The 19540-nt window shown below is 53.5% G+C and carries 16 protein-coding genes; 7 read left to right on the top strand and 9 right to left on the bottom strand.

The features are described from left to right. Position 1: 1 nt before the first annotated feature. Positions 2 to 400, bottom strand: coding sequence for a BlaI/MecI/CopY family transcriptional regulator (locus BLW37_RS01620; RefSeq protein WP_091338464.1), 399 nt, complete (start codon positions 398 to 400; stop codon positions 2 to 4). Between the two features lie 181 nt (positions 401 to 581). Here BLW37_RS01620 and BLW37_RS01615 point away from each other — a divergent pair, with 181 nt between their 5' ends. Further along, positions 582 to 1004 (top strand): secondary thiamine-phosphate synthase enzyme YjbQ, encoded by a 423-nt coding sequence (locus tag BLW37_RS01615; protein ID WP_091338459.1) that lies wholly within the window; start codon positions 582 to 584, stop codon positions 1002 to 1004. Positions 1005 to 1046: 42 nt separating this feature from the next. Here BLW37_RS01615 and BLW37_RS01610 read toward each other — a convergent pair whose 3' ends face one another. Next, complete coding sequence (locus tag BLW37_RS01610; RefSeq protein WP_139243640.1) at positions 1047 to 2165, bottom strand: helix-turn-helix transcriptional regulator; 1119 nt, start codon at positions 2163 to 2165, stop codon at positions 1047 to 1049. A gap of 148 nt (positions 2166 to 2313) precedes the next feature. Between BLW37_RS01610 and BLW37_RS01605 the strand changes: the two genes are divergently transcribed. Next, positions 2314 to 3165 carry a DUF2306 domain-containing protein gene (locus BLW37_RS01605; RefSeq protein ID WP_245785571.1) on the top strand — a complete coding sequence of 284 codons (852 nt, stop codon included), beginning with the start codon at positions 2314 to 2316 and terminating at the stop codon, positions 3163 to 3165. 1 nt (position 3166) lies between these two features. Here BLW37_RS01605 and BLW37_RS01600 read toward each other — a convergent pair whose 3' ends face one another. After that, the gene (locus tag BLW37_RS01600) at positions 3167 to 4387 is read right to left on the bottom strand and encodes a multifunctional CCA addition/repair protein (RefSeq protein WP_171907518.1); all 1221 of its coding nucleotides are present in this window, start codon (positions 4385 to 4387) and stop codon (positions 3167 to 3169) included. Positions 4388 to 4464: 77 nt separating this feature from the next. On the opposite strand from BLW37_RS01600, the gene BLW37_RS01595 reads away from it, so the two are divergent. Continuing rightward, positions 4465 to 5379: an ExeA family protein gene (locus BLW37_RS01595; protein ID WP_091338445.1), complete on the top strand. Its 915-nt coding sequence runs from the start codon at positions 4465 to 4467 to the stop codon at positions 5377 to 5379. Positions 5380 to 5468: 89 nt separating this feature from the next. Beyond that, entirely contained in the window at positions 5469 to 6224 is a 756-nt protein-coding gene (locus BLW37_RS01590) for a general secretion pathway protein GspB (protein WP_091338442.1), read from the top strand. 1 nt (position 6225) lies between these two features. Here the strand turns inward: BLW37_RS01590 and BLW37_RS01585 are convergent, their stop codons facing one another. Both BLW37_RS01585 and putA read right to left on the bottom strand, forming a co-directional pair. After that, a complete protein-coding gene (locus BLW37_RS01585) occupies positions 6226 to 7374 on the bottom strand; it encodes a cyclic di-GMP phosphodiesterase (protein WP_091338437.1) in 1149 nt (382 codons plus the stop codon). A gap of 162 nt (positions 7375 to 7536) precedes the next feature. Then, entirely contained in the window at positions 7537 to 11307 is a 3771-nt protein-coding gene (gene putA, locus BLW37_RS01580; protein ID WP_091338434.1) for a bifunctional proline dehydrogenase/L-glutamate gamma-semialdehyde dehydrogenase PutA, read from the bottom strand. 145 nt (positions 11308 to 11452) lie between these two features. Between putA and BLW37_RS01575 the strand changes: the two genes are divergently transcribed. Then, positions 11453 to 11938 (top strand): winged helix-turn-helix transcriptional regulator, encoded by a 486-nt coding sequence (locus BLW37_RS01575; protein ID WP_091339548.1) that lies wholly within the window; start codon positions 11453 to 11455, stop codon positions 11936 to 11938. 31 nt (positions 11939 to 11969) lie between these two features. Here BLW37_RS01575 and BLW37_RS01570 read toward each other — a convergent pair whose 3' ends face one another. Then, a complete protein-coding gene (locus BLW37_RS01570; RefSeq protein ID WP_171907517.1) occupies positions 11970 to 12569 on the bottom strand; it encodes a TIGR04211 family SH3 domain-containing protein in 600 nt (199 codons plus the stop codon). Between the two features lie 153 nt (positions 12570 to 12722). Between BLW37_RS01570 and BLW37_RS01565 the strand changes: the two genes are divergently transcribed. Together BLW37_RS01565 and glnE are read left to right on the top strand one after the other, a co-directional pair. Further along, a complete protein-coding gene (locus BLW37_RS01565) occupies positions 12723 to 13643 on the top strand; it encodes a CYTH domain-containing protein (RefSeq protein ID WP_171907516.1) in 921 nt (306 codons plus the stop codon). A gap of 8 nt (positions 13644 to 13651) precedes the next feature. Continuing rightward, a complete protein-coding gene (gene glnE, locus BLW37_RS01560; RefSeq protein WP_091338424.1) occupies positions 13652 to 16447 on the top strand; it encodes a bifunctional [glutamate--ammonia ligase]-adenylyl-L-tyrosine phosphorylase/[glutamate--ammonia-ligase] adenylyltransferase in 2796 nt (931 codons plus the stop codon). Here the strand turns inward: glnE and BLW37_RS01555 are convergent. The 3 genes from BLW37_RS01555 to tolC all read right to left on the bottom strand — a co-directional run bounded on the left by BLW37_RS01555 (position 16444) and on the right by tolC (position 19438). Further along, a complete protein-coding gene (locus BLW37_RS01555) occupies positions 16444 to 17016 on the bottom strand; it encodes a TcpQ domain-containing protein (RefSeq protein WP_091338422.1) in 573 nt (190 codons plus the stop codon). The two genes, glnE and BLW37_RS01555, sit on opposite strands and share 4 nt — an antisense overlap. 40 nt (positions 17017 to 17056) lie before the next feature. Beyond that, positions 17057 to 17980 (bottom strand): LpxL/LpxP family Kdo(2)-lipid IV(A) lauroyl/palmitoleoyl acyltransferase, encoded by a 924-nt coding sequence (lpxL, locus tag BLW37_RS01550; RefSeq protein WP_091338419.1) that lies wholly within the window; start codon positions 17978 to 17980, stop codon positions 17057 to 17059. Between the two features lie 129 nt (positions 17981 to 18109). Continuing rightward, a complete protein-coding gene (gene tolC / locus BLW37_RS01545) occupies positions 18110 to 19438 on the bottom strand; it encodes an outer membrane channel protein TolC (protein ID WP_091338416.1) in 1329 nt (442 codons plus the stop codon). Positions 19439 to 19540 lie beyond the last annotated feature (102 nt).

The raw sequence follows: 19540 nt of genomic DNA, 5'->3' as shown, positions 1-19540 counted from the left end.
CTTAAGCGTCCTTGTCTTGCTGTGAGCGGGGTTTCTGCTGCGCTAAATCGGTCAGCAGTTTTTCCAGATCGGCGATTTCGTCGGCATTGACCAGCTTACTGTTGGCAAACATAGCTACTGGTAAAGGCCCGTTGAGTTCAAACACCCGGCTGGCAAAATCCTGGGCATAAGCAGCCAGGGTGGGCATCTTATCCAGCAGTGCCGTATAGCTGTTTTTATTGCCATGCGCTTCGCAAGCGATAAAGCCTTTGACGCCCATACGCTCCAGTGTTTTGCGGGTGGAGGAATAGCCCCAGCCGAGCAATGGCTCCAGTTCGTTATGCAACTCACGGGCAGTCAGTGGTTGTTTAGACCAGAGTAATTTCAGAATTTCCAGTTCAGGTGCCGTAGGTTGGTGCATAGAATGACGTTAGCAAATCAGCAAGTGTAGCTATACTGCGACACCTATCACAGTTGTGTCAAGCTGAATCTGCGACAAGTGTCGCGTTTTGTTTGTAGCCTGTGATTCTGCCCTGGCCATTGAGCACCGCTTGGTTCCTTGTTGTACACTATGACCAGTCTAATCATCAGGCAGGATTGCAATGCAGTACACGCAACGAGAATTACAGTTATCGCCCTATCGGCGAGGCTTTCATCTGATCACCGATGACATCAGCCGCGCGATGCCGGAGTTAGCAACGCTGCAGCAGGGGCTGCTGCATGTGTTTATTAAACACAGCTCGGCGTCGCTAACCATTAATGAAAATGCTGATCCGACCGTGCGCGGCGATTTTGAGCGTTTTTTCAACCGGGCAGTGCCGGAAAACGAGCCTTATTATCAACACACCGATGAAGGCCCCGATGATATGCCGGCCCACCTCAAAGCCAGCCTGCTTGGCAGCAGCGTGACGCTGCCAGTGACGGCAGGACGGCTTAATCTTGGAACCTGGCAGGGCATTTATCTGGGCGAGCACCGCGATCATGCCAGCGGCAGAACGCTGGTGCTGACATTGCATGGCCGTTGAGCGTGCTGCTGATTTCGTCCCCGAGGCCAATCACAGGCTACCTTAGGCGGTTGCTGTTGGAGCGGTGGTTCCTGCTGTGGTGGCTTGCCGGAACTCATGTGGCGTAGCGCCTTCGATGGCTTTAAAAGCCCGGGTGAAAGGCCCAACAGAGGCAAAGCCGCTTTCCAATCCCACCACCACAATTGGCCAGTGGCCTTTGCCTGGATCGGCCAGCAGTTTTTTGGCGTATTCAATGCGCAGGGTATTAATAAACTGATTGAAATTACTGGCATGAAACTGTGATTTGAGTATACGGCTGACTTTGTATTCAGGCACATCCAGTTGTCTTGCCACGTCGGCCACCCGCAAATTGGCCTGTAAAAAGCACTGTTGCTGGAATAAGAGATCGGTGAGTGCCTGACAAAGCTCCAGATCAGTTGCCGGTAAAGCCATAGTTGCTGATGATTGCTCCGTCGTAAGGTGCTGTGGCTTTGCCGCCGTCGAGGGCGCGCGAGCAAAGCGTTGATAAATCAGCCATTGCGTTACCAGCAGAATGCTTAAAGCGGCTGTCGCATTCAGCGCTGCTTGCCATTGAGTTAGTTGAGCCGTTGTCAGAACTGTTTTGGCCAGTACACCGCACACCAGGATGGCACCGCCGTAGGTGACCAAAAAGATGACACGTTGCTTGCGTTCATGCTGAGTCGCCTTACTAAAACCACGACAGGCTTCCCACAGGGTCAGCATCAGCACGGCAGAAGACAACAAGATTAGCAGTTCTCTGCCGACGCTACGGGCAGAGAGTAACGCTGGCGGTAAATCCTGCCACAGTGATTGCAGCAGCAAAATCGCCTGGCTGCTAACGATCAATAAGCCAATACAGACGGCAACCAGAATATGAGCCAGTTGGATGGCGTTCTGCTGGCGGAACAAAGCCCGGGTGACCAGCCAAGAGCCATTACAGGTGAAACAAAGGGCCATGCCAAGCAGATAATGATAGGAACCCAGCGCATCGCCGCCTAAACCTTGCAGGGCAAAAATTGCCATCGAGCCGCAAAAAATAGCGAACAACACATGCACAGCCTGCTTTTTGCGCACGCCAAGTTGCAAACACAGCAAGCTGCAGCTGATCAGTAAGAGCGCACTGAAAATTACCTGAGCCACCTTGCGAACTCCATTTTTCACGGACGCTTCATGCTAGCAGCTCGTTTCTCTGCGCGTCAACGCGGTATTTGTTACAAAAACCCTGCGCCGAATTTCAAATTCGGCGCGATCCAGCGTGCTTTAAACGCCATGCTAATGCTTTGTGGTTTAGCAAGGTGAAGGAAGAAAGATGACTGAGCAAAGCTCGAATACACTATCGTATAACAACAGAGTACATACCGGTATCAGCACGACGGCAAGCACGGCATTAGCAACCAGTGTGATGTGCTGGTTGGCACTAGCACTGATTGGCCAGTGGTTATTTGCCCTTTATATTGCGATCCGTTACGGCATTCCGGTAGTCAGTGGCGATTACAGCGCAGTGAATCAGGGGCTGCATATGGATGGTTATCAAGCCGGCGCTGGTTTGGATAACCTGATTTATTTTGGCCATATTTTGCCTGCTATTTTATTGAGTATTGGTGGGGTCGTGCAATTTGTGCCGCAGATCCGCCGTAAGTTGTCCCGGTTACATCGTTGGAATGGCCGGATGTTTCTAACGCTGGGTCTGCTTGGCGCGCTGACCGGGCTTTACCTGAGCTGGGTTCGTGGCAGCCGGCTGAGTGATTTGGGCGCTTTAGGTATTACCTTGAATGGTTTGCTGATCCCCATTGCTGTTTACATGGCCTGGCGCTTTGCCCGGGCGGGCAACTTCAAAGCACATCAGCGCTGGGCTGTGCACAGTTTTTTGTTGATCAATGCCGTGTGGGCATTCCGGCTATTTTTGTTTGGTTGGCTGATGCTGAATCAGGGACCGAAGGGCAATAATAGCACCCTGGATGGTCCGGCTGATTTGTTTTTCTCGGTGGCCTGTTATCTGCTGCCGATGTTGGTGGCAGAGCTGGTTTTTTGGGCACAGCGTCAATCCAGTGAGCGGATAAAATGGAGCGTTACTTTGGTTATGGTGCTGGGATCTGCAGTGACGCTTATCGGTATTACTGCGGTCAGTATGATGTTCTGGTTGCCGGTAATTATGTCATGAGCTATGTATTTTTTGCCTGTTGAATCGCCTGCAAACGAGCCTGCTGCAGCGCTTGCTTGATGGCATCGCCTTTCATGCCTGGCTGAATCAGGGTTTTGACATCGACGGCCTGGGCGGCAGCAGCGAGTTTGGGAAGCAGCCGCTTCGCCGGGTAGTCGGCCTTTTCAAAGCCGGTGCGGCCACGTAAATCGGCGATGCAGCAGCAGATAATCGCATCCAGCCGCTCGGGTTTGCGCCACAGATCAATGCCGTCGAACAGTTTCAAGACGGTGCTGGCTTTCAGCTCCGCAGCCCGGTGGATTAGTTGATGGTATTGGCAGACCAACAGCGCCAGATCCCGGCAGTCGTTCGGCACTTTTAAGCGCGCGCACAGCTGACGGATCAGCGGCAGGCCAGTGTGCTCATGGCCATGATGAGAGGGCCAGTGCTCAGGCGGGCTGACGCCTTTTCCCAAGTCATGTACCAAAGCTGCAAAGCGAATATCGATGCGCTCGGACAATTGGCTGGCTTGCTGCAACACCAGCAAGGTGTGCACGCCGGTATCAATTTCCGGGTGCCATTTGGCCGGCTGGGGCACACCCCAAAGCACATCGAGCTCCGGCATCAGCTGCTTTAATGCGCCGCAGCGTCTTAGTAGCTCAATAAAAGCCTCGGGATGCCGGGTGCTCAGGGCTTTGCTAAGCTCCTGCCAAATGCGCTCTGCACTCAGTGCCTGTAGCTCGCCACTCTCACTGAGTTGTTGCATCAATGCTTGCGTGTCGTCGGCTACCTGAAAGCCCAGATGGTAATAACGGGCATAAAAGCGGGCCACCCGCAGCACTCGCAGTGGATCTTCGGCGAAAGCCGGCGAGACATGACGCAGAACCCGCGCCTGAAGATCCGCTACGCCGCCATAAGGATCGATGAGGGTGCCATCTTCGGCTTTGGCGATGGCATTGATGGTCAGATCGCGCCTTGCCAGATCTTGCTCCAGCGTAACATCGGGCGCAGCGTAGGTCACAAAACCAGTATAGCCCGAGCCTTGTTTGCGCTCGGTACGGGCCAGCGCATACTCTTCTTTGGTTTTGGGGTGCAAGAATACCGGGAAGTCTTTACCGACTTGCTGGTAGCCTTGATCCAGCATTTGCTGTGGATGCGCACCTACCACGACCCAGTCCCGCTCATGAAAAGGGTAACCAAGCAGTTCATCGCGGACCGCACCACCGACAAGATATAGTTGCACAGGCTTTTCCAACGTCGCTTTTTTTGCCATTATACCGAACCACTGAAATTTTTCAGCGATAAGCACAGGATGCGCGCATGTACACCGGCTTTTTTGGCCTGCACAGTCAGCCTTTTTCCATTGCTCCGAACCCGGATTTTCTGTTCCTGAGCGGACGCCACGCCGAGGCATTGGCACACCTGCGCTATGGCCTCGGCGATGCTGGTGGTTTTGTGCTGTTAACCGGTGAAGTAGGTACTGGCAAAACCACGGTTTCACGCGCCTTGCTGCAGGAGCTGGACGAAAACACCGAGCTGGCTTTTATTTTAAACCCAACCTTGTCCGAGCTGGAACTTTTAGCGACCGTTTGCGACGAACTGCGTATTCGTTACAAAAAATCCGATGCCAGTTTGAAGCTGTTGGGCGATAAAATTAAAAACCGCTTGCTGAAGAATCATCAATCGGGCAAACAAACGTTGCTGATTATTGATGAGGCCCAGCATTTACAACCGGTGGTGCTGGAACAGCTGCGCCTACTGACCAACCTGGAAACCAATAGTCGTAAACTGTTACAGGTGATTTTAATTGGCCAGCCGGAGTTGCAGCAATTATTGCAGCGGTCTGACTTACGGCAGCTGGCGCAGCGCATCACGGCGCGTTACCATCTGATGCCGCTGACTGAAACTGAAGTGCAACAGTATTTAAGCTATCGCTTGAAAGTGGCGGGCTCTGAGCGACCTGTGTTTGAAGCTGCTGCAGTTCGCCAGTTGTATCAGCGCAGTCAGGGCATTCCGCGTTTATTGAACCTGCTGGCCGACAGAGCCATGTTGGCGGCTTTTGCCCGGCAGAAACCCTTGGTGGGTAAAGCGGAAGTGCAGCAGGCTGCCAGAGAAATTTTACCGGCCAGTGCCGGTCCTGCTTCGGCGCTTCAGCCTGGACTGTGGCTCTGGTTGCTGGCGTTGGTTCCGCTGATGGCGGGGCTTGGCTTTGTTCTGGCCCGCGTATTGGGCTAGGTGTATTGGGTCGCATACCTCGCCAGCTAACACCAAGAGTGTAGATGGCATGTAGCAAGACAAAGCGTTCGGCTTTGCAGGAGTGACGGATGTCCATTTTGATGGATGCTTTAAAACAGCAACAAAATATCGCTGCCAATACTGCAGCGTCCAACCGGGTAGCACCTTTCTGGCTGGGTGTCCTGGCTGGTGCGGCTATTCTTAGCCTGGCCCTGGCTGCAGGGTATTGGCTGGGGATGCAGCAGAAGCCTGCGGTAACGATGGGAGCGGGTCAGAGCGCTGAACCAGTGGTGGTGGCTAGTCAGCAACAGATCCTGGCGGCCTTATCCGAACTGCCGGTCACCACCAGCGAGTCTGAGGCAGTAAAACCGGCCACTGCTACAGAGCGAACAGCGGTCATCGAACCAGTAACTGTGGAGCCTGCACCACTTGCTATTGCCGAAGCGCCTGAGTCTCGTCCTGCCCGTGCTGCCTTGCCATCGCTCGATGAGTTGGAAGCCACCGAAGTATCGGCAGAGCTGCAGCAACGCTTTTCTCAGATAGTGGATGAACTGGAGCAAGCCGGGCCGCGCCGTGAGCATGTTCGGATGCACGATGCCCCGGCCCGGGATATTTCCGAGTTGGCGCCACAGGTGCAGCAGCAATTGCCGCCGATACGTTTTGAAGCTCATGTGTTTGCCAGTGTGCCCTCGCGGCGCTGGGTGAAAGTGAATGGCCGTACTTTACAGCAAGGCCAGTGGCTGAGCACCGATATCCAGGTGGTTGAAATTCATCCAAACCATGTGGTATTACGCTATCGGCAGCAGGAGTTCAGTATGGCGGCGTTAAGTGAATGGTCGAGGTGAGTCAGAGATAATTACTGGCTTGCAATCCATATTGCTCCAAATCGATGCAGTAGTCGATGTACTCTTCCTGATGTTTCGCCAAATCCAGTACTTTGGCCGGTAAATGATGTTGATGCTGGCTGTGGTAAAACACTTTGACCTTGGGTTGGGTCGGTTTCTTCGGATTATTTTCCAGTACCAGCGCCAGTTTGCCACTGTGGAGTTTCACCACACTGCCGGGTGGATAAATGCCGATGCAGCGGATAAAGCGCTGAGTCAATTCACTATCAAGCTGATCGGGCGTTTTTTCCAGTAATTTTTTGCTGGCAAGCTGTGGATTCAGAGGCTTTTTACCGATGGGGTGCGACAAATTATCGTATTGATTGACAATGGCCAGCATACGGCCGCCCTGGCTAATCTGGTGGCCTTTTAAACCTTTAGGGGAGCCGCTGCCATCCAAATAAGCACAGTGCTGTGCTACCCATAACGATACTTCTGCCGGTAAGCGGTTCATTGGTGCCAGCAGTTTTAGGCTAGCCGGGATAGCGTCGATATCGCTGGTTGCTGCGCCCAGCGTGACTTTCCCCATATCGTGCAGCAAAGCAGCCATGATTAGATCCTGCAGCTGACCTTTCGATAGCTGCAGTTGCTGACCAAAAGCGGCCATATAGACCGCACAGTTGATGGCATGTTGCAGTAAATCATCACTGCTTTGAGCGATACGGCTTAAACATAGCAGCACATCCTGATTGCGGCTGACTGAATCCGCCAGGCCGCAACTGACTTCCTGTACCAGCTCCAAATCGATCGGTTGCTGACGACGGCAGCTATCAAACAGCCGGCTTTGCTTTTGTTTGAGCTGCTGCCAGGTTTTTTCAGCCTTGGGTAACTCGGTGGAAAAGTCGACACGAGTGAATTCGCTCTCATCCGGGGCTTCGGTGGTTTGACTATCCGTCCCTGTGGCATCGTCATTTGAGGGGGGTGGTTTATGCGCGGCCAGATCAGGATCGATCAAGACTCGGAGCACGCCTTTTTTACGTAACAGCTCTATGGTTTTTTGACTTCGCACCAGGCCGGCTTCTTTGATCAACACATCGCCAGTCTGCTGGCTGACACGCACCACAAAATCACCCGGTTGCAACTGCTGCAAGGTTACTTCCTGTAATGCCATAGGGTTGAGGTTCCTCAAACTGCTACAAGTCAGCTTATAGTGTAGCTCAGTAACGCTAAATTAACAGTAGGGGCCAGTGCCGTCAGAAAGAAAAACAGCCAGCCCGGTTGGGCTGGCTGGAATAGGGCACGAAATGACATGGCTAGCATTTCAGGAGAACAATTAGATATTATCCGCCATCGTCATTAGCGAGGCATTGCCACCGGCTGCTGTGGTGTTAACCGTGATGGTTTTTTCAGTCACCAGACGATGTAACAAGCGATGATCCGCCGGTGTGGTGATCAGCGGCAAAATCGCACCTTCACGACTGGCGATCAGCTCACCGGCCAGCGGTTTGATGGCTGTACCGGATTGCACGATGGCACCCGCCAGGTCTGGTGCAGAGAGCAGGGTGGTCATGCTGGTTAGCTTGATGACTGCCATCAAATGAGCCGGCATGCCCGCTTGAACCAAGGCTTTCACCACGGCTTCTGCTTCAGGTAGGTCTTGTTCTTCCACGGCTGTGATCACCGCATTGCCAGCTGCAATAGCTGTCAGGGCACTGAGTAACCAGTGACTGAAATCCGCTGTCTCGTCGCGCAGCAAGGCCAGGGTACCGCGAGGCTCCAGCCAGAGGGTATTGCTTTCACCCGTTGGCCCAGGCAAGCGGATAGGCTGAGCAAGCTCCTGTTCAATCAGCCGCAATTGACTGCGGGCAACAGAAATCACCTGCTCCAGATCCGGCTCCAGTTTAGCTACCACCGTATTGGCGGCCAGTGAGGCCAGGAACTGACGCAATACCGAGCTGCGCTGCACAATCGGTGTTTGCTGCCAAATGGCCTGGGCTGTAGCCGCCGCTGGCATGGCGTAAGCAACCGCCCGGCTTGTGGTTTCTGCGAGCAACAGGGAGCGCTTTTGCTCAGTCAGTTCGGCATCTTCTATCGTCAGATTGTCTTTGACCAAACGGCTTAAGTAGAAAGGGCCACCGGCTTTAGGGCCGGTACCGGACAGGCCGCGGCCACCGAATGGCTGCACACCGACTACAGCACCAATCATGTTGCGGTTGACGTAGATATTCCCGGCTTTGATCGACTGGGCGACCCGCTCGGTCACTTCTTCAATCCGGCTGTGTACACCCATGGTCAGGCCATAGCCGGTGGCATTGATCTGCTCAATTACCTTATCCAGCTCCGGGCCTTTAAAGCGGATGACATGCACCACAGGGCCAAACACTTCCCGCTCCAGCAAGGTCAGATCGCTGATCTCATACAAGTGCGGTGCGAAGAAAAAGTGACGATCGCCTGCTGGGATCGGGCAGGCATAATGCAACGTGGCTTTATCGCTTAAGTACTGCACATGGCTGCTCAGACGCTCATGCGCCTTGGCATCGATCACCGGGCCTAAATCGCTGGACAGAAAGGCCGGATCGCCTACAGTCAGCTCTTTCATGGCGCCAACCACCATCTCGATGACGTCATCGGCAATGTCTTCTTGCAGGAACAAGACCCGCAGTGCCGAGCAGCGCTGACCAGCACTTTGAAAGCCAGATGCTATCACGTCATCCACCACTTGCTCGGGCAGAGCGGTGGAGTCGACAATCATGCAATTCTGACCACCGGTTTCGGCAATCAAAGGCACCGGCTCGCCGACCCGCTCCGCCAGCTTACGGGCAATCCAGCAACCGGTCTCGGTGGAGCCGGTAAACATCACCGCCTGAATACGTTCGTCTGGCACGATGTGCTCACCGACCTGACGTCCCGGAGCGATCACCAACTCTACTACACCTTCAGGCAAACCACATTGCTGCATAATTTCCAGCGTGCGGATTGCTATCAGACTGGTTTGCTCGGCAGGCTTCGCCACCACGGTATTGCCAGTGACGATAGCTGCGGCGACCTGGCCAAGGAAAATCGCCAGCGGGAAGTTCCAGGGACTGATGCAAAGCACCACACCGCGCGCCTCGCTGTCTTCGGGCAGCTCTTCCGCTCTGGCCGCGTAATAACGACAAAAATCGACGGCTTCGCGCACTTCGGCAATGCTGTCTTGCAGAGTTTTACCGGCTTCTTTGATGCAAATAGCCAGTAATTCATCCTGATGGCTTTCCAGCGCATCGCCGATTTTGCGCAGTAAGTTAGCACGAACTGCTACCGGGGTTTGCGACCAACTGTCAAAGGCTTGCTGTGTTCTGGCCAGGATAGCCTGCATGGCGTCGGCATCGGCGTATTGAATGTAACCTACCACCTCGTCCAGATTGGCCGGATTGGTGACCGGATGCCCATTGATTGGCTGCTCCAGTTTGGCAATGACGGCCAGCCAGGATTCCATCGCTTGTTTGATTGGGATCAGTTGATCGCAGTCGCTGATGTCGGTGCCGCGCGAGTTCAGGCGCTCACTGCCATACACATCAGCGGGCAGTGGGATTTGCCGGTTGCGTTTTTGCCGCCAGTTACGCACGGTTTCCAGCGGGTCAGCCAGCAGGCTTTCCACCGGAATGGTCTCATCGATGATGTTATTGACAAAAGAGCTGTTGGCACCATTTTCCAGCAAACGACGCACCAGATAGGCCAGCAGATCCGCATGTTCACCGACGGGGGCATAGATGCGGCAAGGTACTTTGTCATCACGTACCACCTGATCGTACAGTGCATCGCCCATGCCATGCAGGCGCTGGAACTCAAAACCGCTACGATCCGGTGCCATTTCCAAAATGGTGGCCACGGTGTAGGCGTTGTGGGTGGCAAATTGTGGATAGATGGTATCGCGGTAGGCCAGCAGTTTTTTGGCACAGGCCTGGTAGCAGACATCGGTGGATGGTTTGCGGCTAAACACTGGGAAATCGTGCAAGCCTTCAACCTGGCTCAGTTTAATTTCAGTATCCCAGTAAGCACCTTTCACCAGCCGCACCATCATCTTGCGACCAACTTTTTCGGTCAGCTCACGCAGCCAGTCAATCACATGAATCGCACGCTTCTGGTAGGCTTGTACCGCCAGGCCAAAACCTTCCCAGCCATCCAGCGCCGGATCGCTGAAAACTGCTTCAATAATATCCAGTGACAGATCAAGCCGGTCGGCTTCTTCGGCATCCACAGTAAAACCAATGTTGTATTGCTTGGCTGCTACGGCCAGTTGCTTCAGACGCGGGATAAGCTCGGTTAAAACCCGATCGCGCTGAGCGAATTTGTAGCGTGGGTGAATGGCCGACAACTTCACGGAAATACCCGGGCTTTTGAAGGGCCCTTTACCAACCGCTGCTTTACCAATGGTCTCGATGGCAGTCAGATAGCTTTGGAAATAGCGCTCGGCATCGGCCATGGTGCGGGCGCCTTCACCCAGCATGTCGTAGGAATAGGTGTAGCCGCGCTTTTCCTGCTCTTTTGCACGCTCAATGGCGCTGCTGATGGTGGTGCCCATCACAAACTGGGTGCCCATGATTTGCATGGCATAGCGCACCGCCTGGCGGATCACTGGCTCGCCCAAGCGGCCACAGGTGCGCTTTAACAGACCAAACTGCTGGGCTTTTCGCTCATCGCTGTAGTTGACCATTTTGCCGGTCATCAGCAAGCCCCAGGCCGAGGCATTGACAAAAATCGACGAGCTGTTGCCCAGGTGTGAGCTCCAGTTGCCCTTGGCCAGCTTGTCGCGAATAAGGCGATCCATGGTGTTGTTATCAGGAACCCGCAACAGGGCCTCAGCCAGACACATCAGCACCAGGCCTTCTTCGGTCGATAAAGAGAATTCATTCAGCAGGGCATCGACGCCGCCTTTACCGGTCTGGGCTTTGCGAATAGCCAGTACCATCTGGCGGGCCCGCTCCCAGGCACGGCTACGGGCATTGTTGCCAATATCGGCCTGTGGCAGTAAGAAATCCAGCACCTGATCTTCATCGGCCCGGTAGAAGTCACGAATTGTTTGGCGCAGAGGGTTGGTGGCCTCCAGTGAGTCACGAAATAACATCAAAACCTCCCGATAAAAACCATAGCTAAGTATGACGCGCATTCTAGGAAAAAGTTGACCAAATAGGGTGGTTTATTTTGCCTTTAAACCGGATATAATTCGGCCAAATGGCGAAATTGCCCTAAAAATTACTGTGAGCCTGCCCATGGTGAAAGTACGTGCCCTCGATCGGATAGATATGAATATTCTGGAAACCCTGCAGCGTGAAGGGCGCATTTCCAATGTCGAGTTGGCGCGGCGGGTGAACTTAAGCGCCAGTCCCTGCATCGACCGGGTGAAGAAGCTGGAACAGGAAGGCTACATCGAACGTTATGGTGCCCAGCTTAATGCCAGCCGGCTGGGTTTTGGCACCACGGTATTTATTCAAATCACGCTGGATAATACCACCAGCGATGTGTTTGATCGCTTTAAAGAAGATGTGCTGAAAATTCCGCATGTGGTGGAGTGCCATATGGTGGCAGGTGGCTTTGATTATCTGTTGAAGCTTCGTTTGCCGAATATGGATGCCTACCGCATTATTCTGGCCGAGATTGTCGACTTACCTGGCGTGATTAAAAACCATACCTATGTGGTGATAGAGCAGGTAAAAAAAGACGAGGGGCTGCCGCTCAAAGCCAACGAGCAGCTTTAAAGGGCCTGTCTTTGCAGACAGGCCTTACGACTTACATCCAACGTTCGCTGTTTTTCCGCCGTGGCATCAGCAATGGCAACAATAAACCAAGCAACAGACCAAAACCCAGAATGGCAGCACCCAGCACTTTGGGGTTTTGCCACACACTGCTGTGTTCGGCATCAAATTGCATTTTGAGCTGCTCGTAAGCACTATTGGCAACCTGCAGCTGATCACGCACCCGGTTGTACTCTTCGGTCCGGGCCGACAGTTCGCTGCTTAACTGCTGGTTTTGTTGCTGTAACTGATTCAGTTCCGATTGTTGCTCAGCCAATTGCTCATTCAGCTGTTGCAGCTGAACCGCCATACCGGGTGAGGTTGAAACGTATTGGCCTGGGAGCCAACCACGACGATTGCCTTCAAACTGAATTTGGACGTAGCCTGAGTCTGCGTCTCTATCCAGCAGCTGGATGGCATCACCAGCATTGACGGTACCGATAATACGAAACTGGTTACTTGGTCCTGAGTGAACATAAACAAACAAGGCATCGCTGATAAAAGCGGGTTCGGCAGTGTCGCCGTAGCTGTGCGAAGGAAAAATCAGAGCTACACTTAACAACAGTGTGCAGACAAAAGCGGTGGTTCTGAACATGGGCCATCCCGTGACGGTAATCATTTGGTTCTACTGAGTTCGTATCAGGATGATAGGGAGTTGTGATCGAATTGACAAGTCTGGCAGGAAAAGTCTTGTTGGCCTTGCTCAGTTATTTTAAGGTAACAGAAACAGAGCTGGCGGAAAATGACCATGGCGATGGAAATTGAGTTGAAGTTTTTGCTGCAATCGGTGCCTGCTACCGAGTTGGAGATCCTGTTAAAACCCATGGTGCAGCAGCTGCAAGCTGGTAAGGCCTTACATCTGCGCAATGGCTACTACGATACGCCAGAGCACTGGTTCCAACAGCATGGTATGGGGTTACGCAGCCGTCAGCAAAACGATGATATAGAGCACACCATCAAATTGGCTGGGAAGCAGCACGGTGCCCTGCATGCCCGCCAGGAATACAACGTGAAGGCCAGTCAGCTCGTGCCTCAGCTGGCAGCTTTTCCGGCCACTATCTGGCCGGAGCACACCGATGTTCAGGCTTTGCAGCAACAGTTGACCGAATTGTTCCGTACTGATTTTTGCCGTCAGCCCTGGTTGCTAACGCTGGCACAGAATACGCAAATTGAGCTGGTGCAGGATGAAGGACAGATCGTCACTGCCGATAGTCAGCAACCAATTTGTGAACTGGAGTTGGAACTGAAATCTGGTGATGTCAGCCAGGTCTTTGTGCTGGCCCGGCAAGTGGTGGCGGCCTTGCCAGTGCGCCTTGGTGTGCAATCCAAAGCCGAGCGCGGCTATCGTTTGACCGGCTCCAAACCTCTGCAGGTGAAGGCATTGCCAACAGAAGCTAGTCCAGCGTTGCTGCTGCGGCTGCTGCAACACAATGAAGCCTGCTATATGCAAGAACAGAGTCCTGATGCCATGTTGACGGTCTCACTGGCGCTGAACCGGATTGCTCAGTGGCTGAAAACACAGCCGGCTTTGCAGCGTTGGCAGCCGATTTGTACCCAGTTATCTGCCAAAGCGGCGCAAAGCAAAGCCGACCAGCAGTTATTTTATGGCTCCGACTACAATTTGCTGTTGCTGGCATTGTCGGAGTACTTCCTAAACGCAGAGCCGTAACACCCCAAATGAATGCATTCAATAAAGCACAGGCGCTCTGCCAGCAGCTGCCCGGTTTTACCGAGCTGACTGAACCACAGCAACAACGCTTAGGCTGGTTGTGTCGCTGCAGCCCTTTTTTAAGCCGTTGCCTGCAGCAGCAACCTGAGCTGATGCAACTGCTGTTGGATGATAGTGTACTGGCTGCCCCCTTGGATGTGACCGATCCGCTGACATGCTTGGTTGAGCAGGATGAAGCCAGCGTATTTAAAAGCATTCGTCTGTTTCGCCATCGCAGCCTCGCGCAGCTGCTGGCGGCTGATTTGCTAGAGTTAAAACCTATTGCTCAGGCTTTGCAGGAAGTGTCGGCACTGGCTGAGCGCTGCATCAACAGTGCCTATCACTGGGCCTATCAGCAATTAACCCCGCAGTGGGGCACACCTTTGACCGACAGTGGCCAGCCGATGCCACTGTTAATCCTGGGCATGGGCAAGCTAGGCGGTGGTGAGCTGAATTTCTCTTCCGATATTGATCTGATTTTTACCTATCCAAACAATGGTGAAACCCAGGGCGGGCGGCGCAGTACCGAACATCATCAGTTCTTTTTACGTCTTGGCCAGAAGTTGATCGCTGCTTTGCATCAGGTCACAGCCGATGGTTTTGCCTACCGGGTCGATATGCGTTTGCGGCCTTTTGGTGACAGCGGGCCTTTGGTGCTGAGTTTTGCCGCTATGGAAGATTATTATCAGGAGCAGGGTCGGGACTGGGAGCGTTATGCCATGCTCAAAGCCAGGGTGATGAACCCGGATGGCCAGTACAGTGCTGAGCTCAAGCAATTACTTCGGCCTTTTGTTTATCGGCGTTACATTGATTTTTCGGCCATCGAGTCGCTGCGTCGGATGAAACAACTGATTGAGCAGGAAAACCGCCGTCGTAATCGCAGCGATAATATCAAGCTGGGAGCCGGTGGCATCCGCGAAGTGGAGTTTATCGTGCAAACGCTGCAGCTGATCCGAGGTGGCCGTATTCCACAATTGCAAACACCGTCCATCTTGCAGGCGTTACCACAATTGACCGCTCATGGTTTGCTGAATGAAATCCAGCAGCAGCAACTGACCAACGACTACCTGTTTTTACGCCGGATCGAGCAGTTATTGCAAGGCATGGATGACCAGCAGACCCAGACTTTGCCAGACCAGGCGGAGCAACAAGCTTGTCTGCTGGCGATGCTGCAGCTCAGCGACTGGAGCGAGCTGCAGCAACAAATTACCGATGCCATGCGCCGTATTCACCAGGAATTTTTGCAGGTGATTGAACCGGAAGAGGCGGCCGAACCGGATGAGCTCTTGGTCGGCAGGCTGCTATGGGACAGCGCGCAAAGTGCCGAAGAGTTGGCCGAGCAGGTGGACTGGTTAAGTGCCGAACAGGCTGGCAAGCTGGTGGCCCAGGTGCTGGATTTTCGTCAGGAGTCTCAGCGCCGGGCGGTAGGCCCAAGAGGCCGCGATTATTTGGCCCGCCTTATTCCTCAAGTGCTGCATTTGCTCGCCTCCAACCAGGCCGGTGTTTCGGTGCTGGAGCGGATCTTGCTGGTTTTTCGCAGTGTGATGACCCGTACTGCTTATCTGGAGCTGTTGTTTGAAAACCCGTCTGCCATGCAGCAACTGGTGACCCTGTGTAGTCAGAGCCAGTGGCTGACAGAGCAATTGGCACGTTACCCTATTTTGTTGGACGAATTGATTGACCCGGCACAGCTGTATCAGGTGCAAACTAAAGCCGATTACCAGGATAGAGTGCGACAACGGTTGCTGCGTGTACCTGAAGAAGATCTGGAACTGTTGATGGAAAGCCTGCGTCAGCACAAACAGGCCCAGCAGTTGCGGATTGCGGCGGCCGATATCAGTGGTGCTTTGCCGCTTATGCAGGTTAGCGATCATTTGACCTGGCTGGCTGAGGCTATGATGGAACAGGTGGTGGAGCTTGCCTGGCAGCAAATGGTGGCTCGTTATGGCTACCCGGCAGGCTTAACCATGGGCAGTGACAAGGGCTTTGCTGTGCTGGCCTATGGCAAGATGGGGGGGCTGGAACTTGGTTATGGCTCCGATCTGGATCTGGTGTTTGTGCACAATTGCGACAGTCTGGCGCCCACCTCGGGCGATAAAGCCATCGACTCAAGACAGTTTTATCTGAAGCTGGTGCAGCGTATTCTGCATTTATGTACCACCCGCACCGCCAGTGGTGTGCTGTACGAGGTGGATACTCGTTTACGGCCATCCGGCAATGCAGGATTACTAGCCATTCACCTGCATACCTACCGCGACTATCTGGCAACGGAAGCCTGGACCTGGGAGCATCAGGCGCTGGTGCGAGCGCGTCTGGTGTATGGCGATACTGTCATTGCCGCGCAGTTTTCACAGATCAGGGCTGAGATCTTAAGCAAAGAACGTGTCATTGCCAGCTTGCAACAGGACGTGCTCGGCATGCGCGACAAGTTGCGCCAGCACCATGGCAGTGACAACGAGCAGCTCAAGCATGCCAATGGCGGCTTGATTGATTTGGAGTTTATCAGCCAGTACCTGGTACTGGCGCATGCCAGCAGCCATGCTGGCCTTTATCAGTACAGCGACAATATTCGTATTCTGCAGGCTGCCAGTGAGGCAGGGCTTTTATCTGCAGGCGAGGTAGAAGCGCTGCAACAGGCTTATCAGTTGATGCGGGCCATGCAGCACCGTCTGACGCTGCAGCCGGTGTTACCACCAGAGCTATCTGGGCTGGAGGATGCCAAGGCTGCAGTACAGGCAGTTTGGCAAAAGTTGTTTAAGGGTTAGCGCCGGCTTAAAAGCTGGCAGTTTTGCTGCACATACGAGTTGGGTTGATCGGTAATCACCAGTGCCCGTTCTTTATGGCAAATATAACTGAGGATGGGGCTGGGAAAATCAGGTTCAATAGCCGCCGCTACTTCGCTGATGGCCGCCGTCATGCTGCCATTGGTCTGAAAGTAGTGCTTTACCACATAATCCCGCGGCAGCGTCCAGTAGAGTTCCAGGCCTTCGGCCCTGGCGTATTCTTCCAGTTTGGTTTTGACGGTATCGCCTTCGCGAAAGCGGCGGTCGGTTTCACGGCCCTGCCAGTTTTCAGCCAAAGGTGAGACTTGCATAGCCCGTTGTTGCAGTTGCTGTGTGAGGCGGTGACTGGTATCGGGCAGGCTGATGACAAAGTCACTGAGCTGTATATCGGCGATGGTACCGCGGATGCGTTCGTAAAAGCTGCTCAGCCCCTCGGCAGCACGATTGCTTTGTTCACGCTCCAGGTTAAAAAAGTCGGGCCGAAACAACAGCAAATAGACCAAGCCAGATAACAGCACTGTAATAATCAGACTACGGATCCAGAACCACATTGAACTTACCCCGTGTACTTCGCCATGCATCGGCTTTGGTTTAGTATAACCCCGGATCGTCCGGATTGGGACGAGTTTTAAAGCGCCGGTGCAACCACATGTACTGCTCAGGAGCACGCAATACTGCTTGCTCAACCCAGGCGTTGACCCGGCGCACATCGGCTGCATCGTCGCCGGAAGGAAACTGCTGCAGCGCTGGCAGGCATTCGACTTCATAGCCCTGATTGCCCGGTAACCGGCGGGTATAGACCGGGATCACCTGACAGTTGGCATTGCTGGCGAACAGCAGGGTGCCGGTGGTGGTGGCAGTTTCTTTGACCGCAAAGAATGGCACAAATTCGGCTTTTTTACGGCCATAATCCTGATCCGGTAAGTAAAAGCAGACTTCGCCTTCATCCAGCGCCTGGAGCAGAGCTTTGACTTCCCTCTTGCCAATCATGTACTTGTTGGCTTTGATACGGCCTCGGTATTGCAGCCAGTCCATCAAGGGGTTGTTGTGCGGACGATAAAAACCGACGCTTGGTAGGCTAAAGCCAAAGATACGGCCACCCGCTTCTAAGTGCAGCATATGTGAAGCCAGTAACAGCACGCCTTTACCTGCCTCGCGTGCTGCCTGAATGTGCTCAAAGCCTTTCAATACAGCAAAGCGCTTCAGACGCCAGGCAGGCCACCACCAACCGATAATGGTATCAAACAGGGCGCGACCGCTTTCTTTAAAATTGGCCTGCAGCAATTGCTCCCGCTCAGCGGCCGTCTTTTCCGGGAAGCAGAGTTCGAGATTGCGTCTGGCAACTTTGGCCCGTGATTTAAGCAACTTTAACAGCAAAATGCCGATGCCATCGCCGAGCTTCATCAGCACGGCATAAGGCAGCCAACTGATTAGCCACAGCACAGCGCAACCCAGCCAGATACCCCAGTAGCGGGGATGCAGAAAAGACCATTGAAATTGCGGCGCTTTAACCACCCCAAACCCTCAGTTTGTCAGAAAGGGGCTATTGTAGCGGAAAATAATGGTCAGACAAAAGGTTAGCGCCGCAAAACAAAGAACGCAGCATATGCTGCGTTCTTTGCAGTGGACAAAGATAGGAAACTTTTACAAGGTCAGGGCGCGGTTGATATCGGCCAGGTCTTGCTCGGTCAGATTGCCAGCCGCCAGTTTCAGATCCAGCACCGATAAGATGTAATCGTAACGGGCCCGCGATAGGTTACGGCGCGCATCGAACAAGTTACGGGTACTGACCAGTACATCGACAATGGTACGGGTACCGACTTCAAAACCGGCTTCAGTCGCTTTCAATGCACTTTCCGCTGAGACCACGGCTTGCTCAAAGGCTCGGATGGACGAGGTCAGCGCCCGCACATTGTTAAAGGAGCTGCGCACCTGGCGCACCGTGCTGCGATAGGTTTGCTCCACCAGCTCACTGGTTTCAACAAAGTTAGCCTGGGCCACATTGACGCCAGCGTTCACCGAGCCACCCCGGTAGATGGGGACTCGGACAGTAATTCCAATGTTGCTATTATCCTGGCGCGGACCTGTACCGCGCTCTATAAAGTTCTGATCGTAACCCCTGGCTTTGCTGCTGCCAATACTGGCTTCCAGCCCAACGGTCGGCAGATGGCCGGCACGGGCCCGATCAATTTCTATACGGGCGATTTCCAGGCCAATACGCTGGGCTTGCAGCTCGAAATTGTTTTCTTCGGCAATACTCAGCCACTGCTGAGGCTCGGCCGGGTTTAGCGGTGCTGTGCTGAATAAATCTGTATTCAGGCCTGCCAGCTGGCTGTGGTATTGGCCGGTGATTTCCCGCAATTGCTCCAGGGCGATTTCCAGATTGTTTTCGGTGGCAATTTCACGCGCTACCGCATTATCAAACTGGGCCTGGGCTTCATGCACATCGGTAATGGCGGTTAAACCGACGGCAAAGCGCTGTTTCGTTTGTTCCAGCTGGCGCTCAATCGAGCGTTTTTCGGCCTGGATGAAGGTTAAATCATCTTTGGCCTTTAGCACATTGAAGTAGGCATCGGTCACCCGTACGATCAGAGCCTGAGCAGCACTGTTGTAAAAAGTCTGGGCTTGCAGTGCCTGTTTTTCGGCAATATCCAGGTTTTGCCAGTTACGGCGGTCATAAATGCTTTGATCCAACCGAAAGCCTGCACTTAACGTAGTTCTGTCATCACCAAAGGTCCAGTCGCGCTGATCGGCACGGGTCAGACTGGTACTAAAGCCAATGTCAGGCAGTAAACTGGCCTTGCTAATATCAATACGGGCAACAGCAGCATCGCGGCTGGCCGCGGCACGCTGGATCACCGGATCTTTTTGCGTGGCCAATTGATAAACGCTTTGCAGGTTGTCAGCCAGAGCTGGCAGACTAAAGACGCCAAACGACGAGCACAACAGGGTAGCGACTAATTTTTTATGCATGAGCAGGGGATCCTGAGTGAATCAAATTGAGTAAATGATAACCTGTTTGTGGTTTGAGAGTGAAATCGTAAACCGTAAAGTTATCCCTTCAAATGTAACAGA

This window comes from Alkalimonas amylolytica (assembly GCF_900107845.1).
In the GTDB taxonomy this organism is placed as follows: Bacteria; Pseudomonadota; Gammaproteobacteria; order Enterobacterales; family Alteromonadaceae; genus Alkalimonas; species Alkalimonas amylolytica.
This window is presented reverse-complemented; position numbering and strand designations above follow the sequence as displayed.

Excerpts from the sequence above, each read along its gene's own strand:
- BLW37_RS01620 (WP_091338464.1), bottom strand. The coding sequence starts at position 400 with ATGCACCAACCTACGGCACCTGAACTGGAAATTCTGAAATTACTCTGG.
- BLW37_RS01615 (WP_091338459.1), top strand. The coding sequence starts at position 582 with ATGCAGTACACGCAACGAGAATTACAGTTATCGCCCTATCGGCGAGGC.
- BLW37_RS01605 (WP_245785571.1), top strand. The coding sequence starts at position 2,314 with ATGACTGAGCAAAGCTCGAATACACTATCGTATAACAACAGAGTACAT.
- BLW37_RS01595 (WP_091338445.1), top strand. The coding sequence starts at position 4,465 with ATGTACACCGGCTTTTTTGGCCTGCACAGTCAGCCTTTTTCCATTGCT.
- BLW37_RS01590 (WP_091338442.1), top strand. The coding sequence starts at position 5,469 with ATGTCCATTTTGATGGATGCTTTAAAACAGCAACAAAATATCGCTGCC.
- BLW37_RS01585 (WP_091338437.1), bottom strand. The coding sequence starts at position 7,374 with ATGGCATTACAGGAAGTAACCTTGCAGCAGTTGCAACCGGGTGATTTT.
- putA (WP_091338434.1), bottom strand. The coding sequence starts at position 11,307 with ATGTTATTTCGTGACTCACTGGAGGCCACCAACCCTCTGCGCCAAACA.
- BLW37_RS01575 (WP_091339548.1), top strand. The coding sequence starts at position 11,453 with ATGGTGAAAGTACGTGCCCTCGATCGGATAGATATGAATATTCTGGAA.
- BLW37_RS01570 (WP_171907517.1), bottom strand. The coding sequence starts at position 12,569 with ATGTTCAGAACCACCGCTTTTGTCTGCACACTGTTGTTAAGTGTAGCT.
- BLW37_RS01565 (WP_171907516.1), top strand. The coding sequence starts at position 12,723 with ATGGCGATGGAAATTGAGTTGAAGTTTTTGCTGCAATCGGTGCCTGCT.
- glnE (WP_091338424.1), top strand. The coding sequence starts at position 13,652 with ATGAATGCATTCAATAAAGCACAGGCGCTCTGCCAGCAGCTGCCCGGT.
- BLW37_RS01555 (WP_091338422.1), bottom strand. The coding sequence starts at position 17,016 with ATGTGGTTCTGGATCCGTAGTCTGATTATTACAGTGCTGTTATCTGGC.
- tolC (WP_091338416.1), bottom strand. The coding sequence starts at position 19,438 with ATGCATAAAAAATTAGTCGCTACCCTGTTGTGCTCGTCGTTTGGCGTC.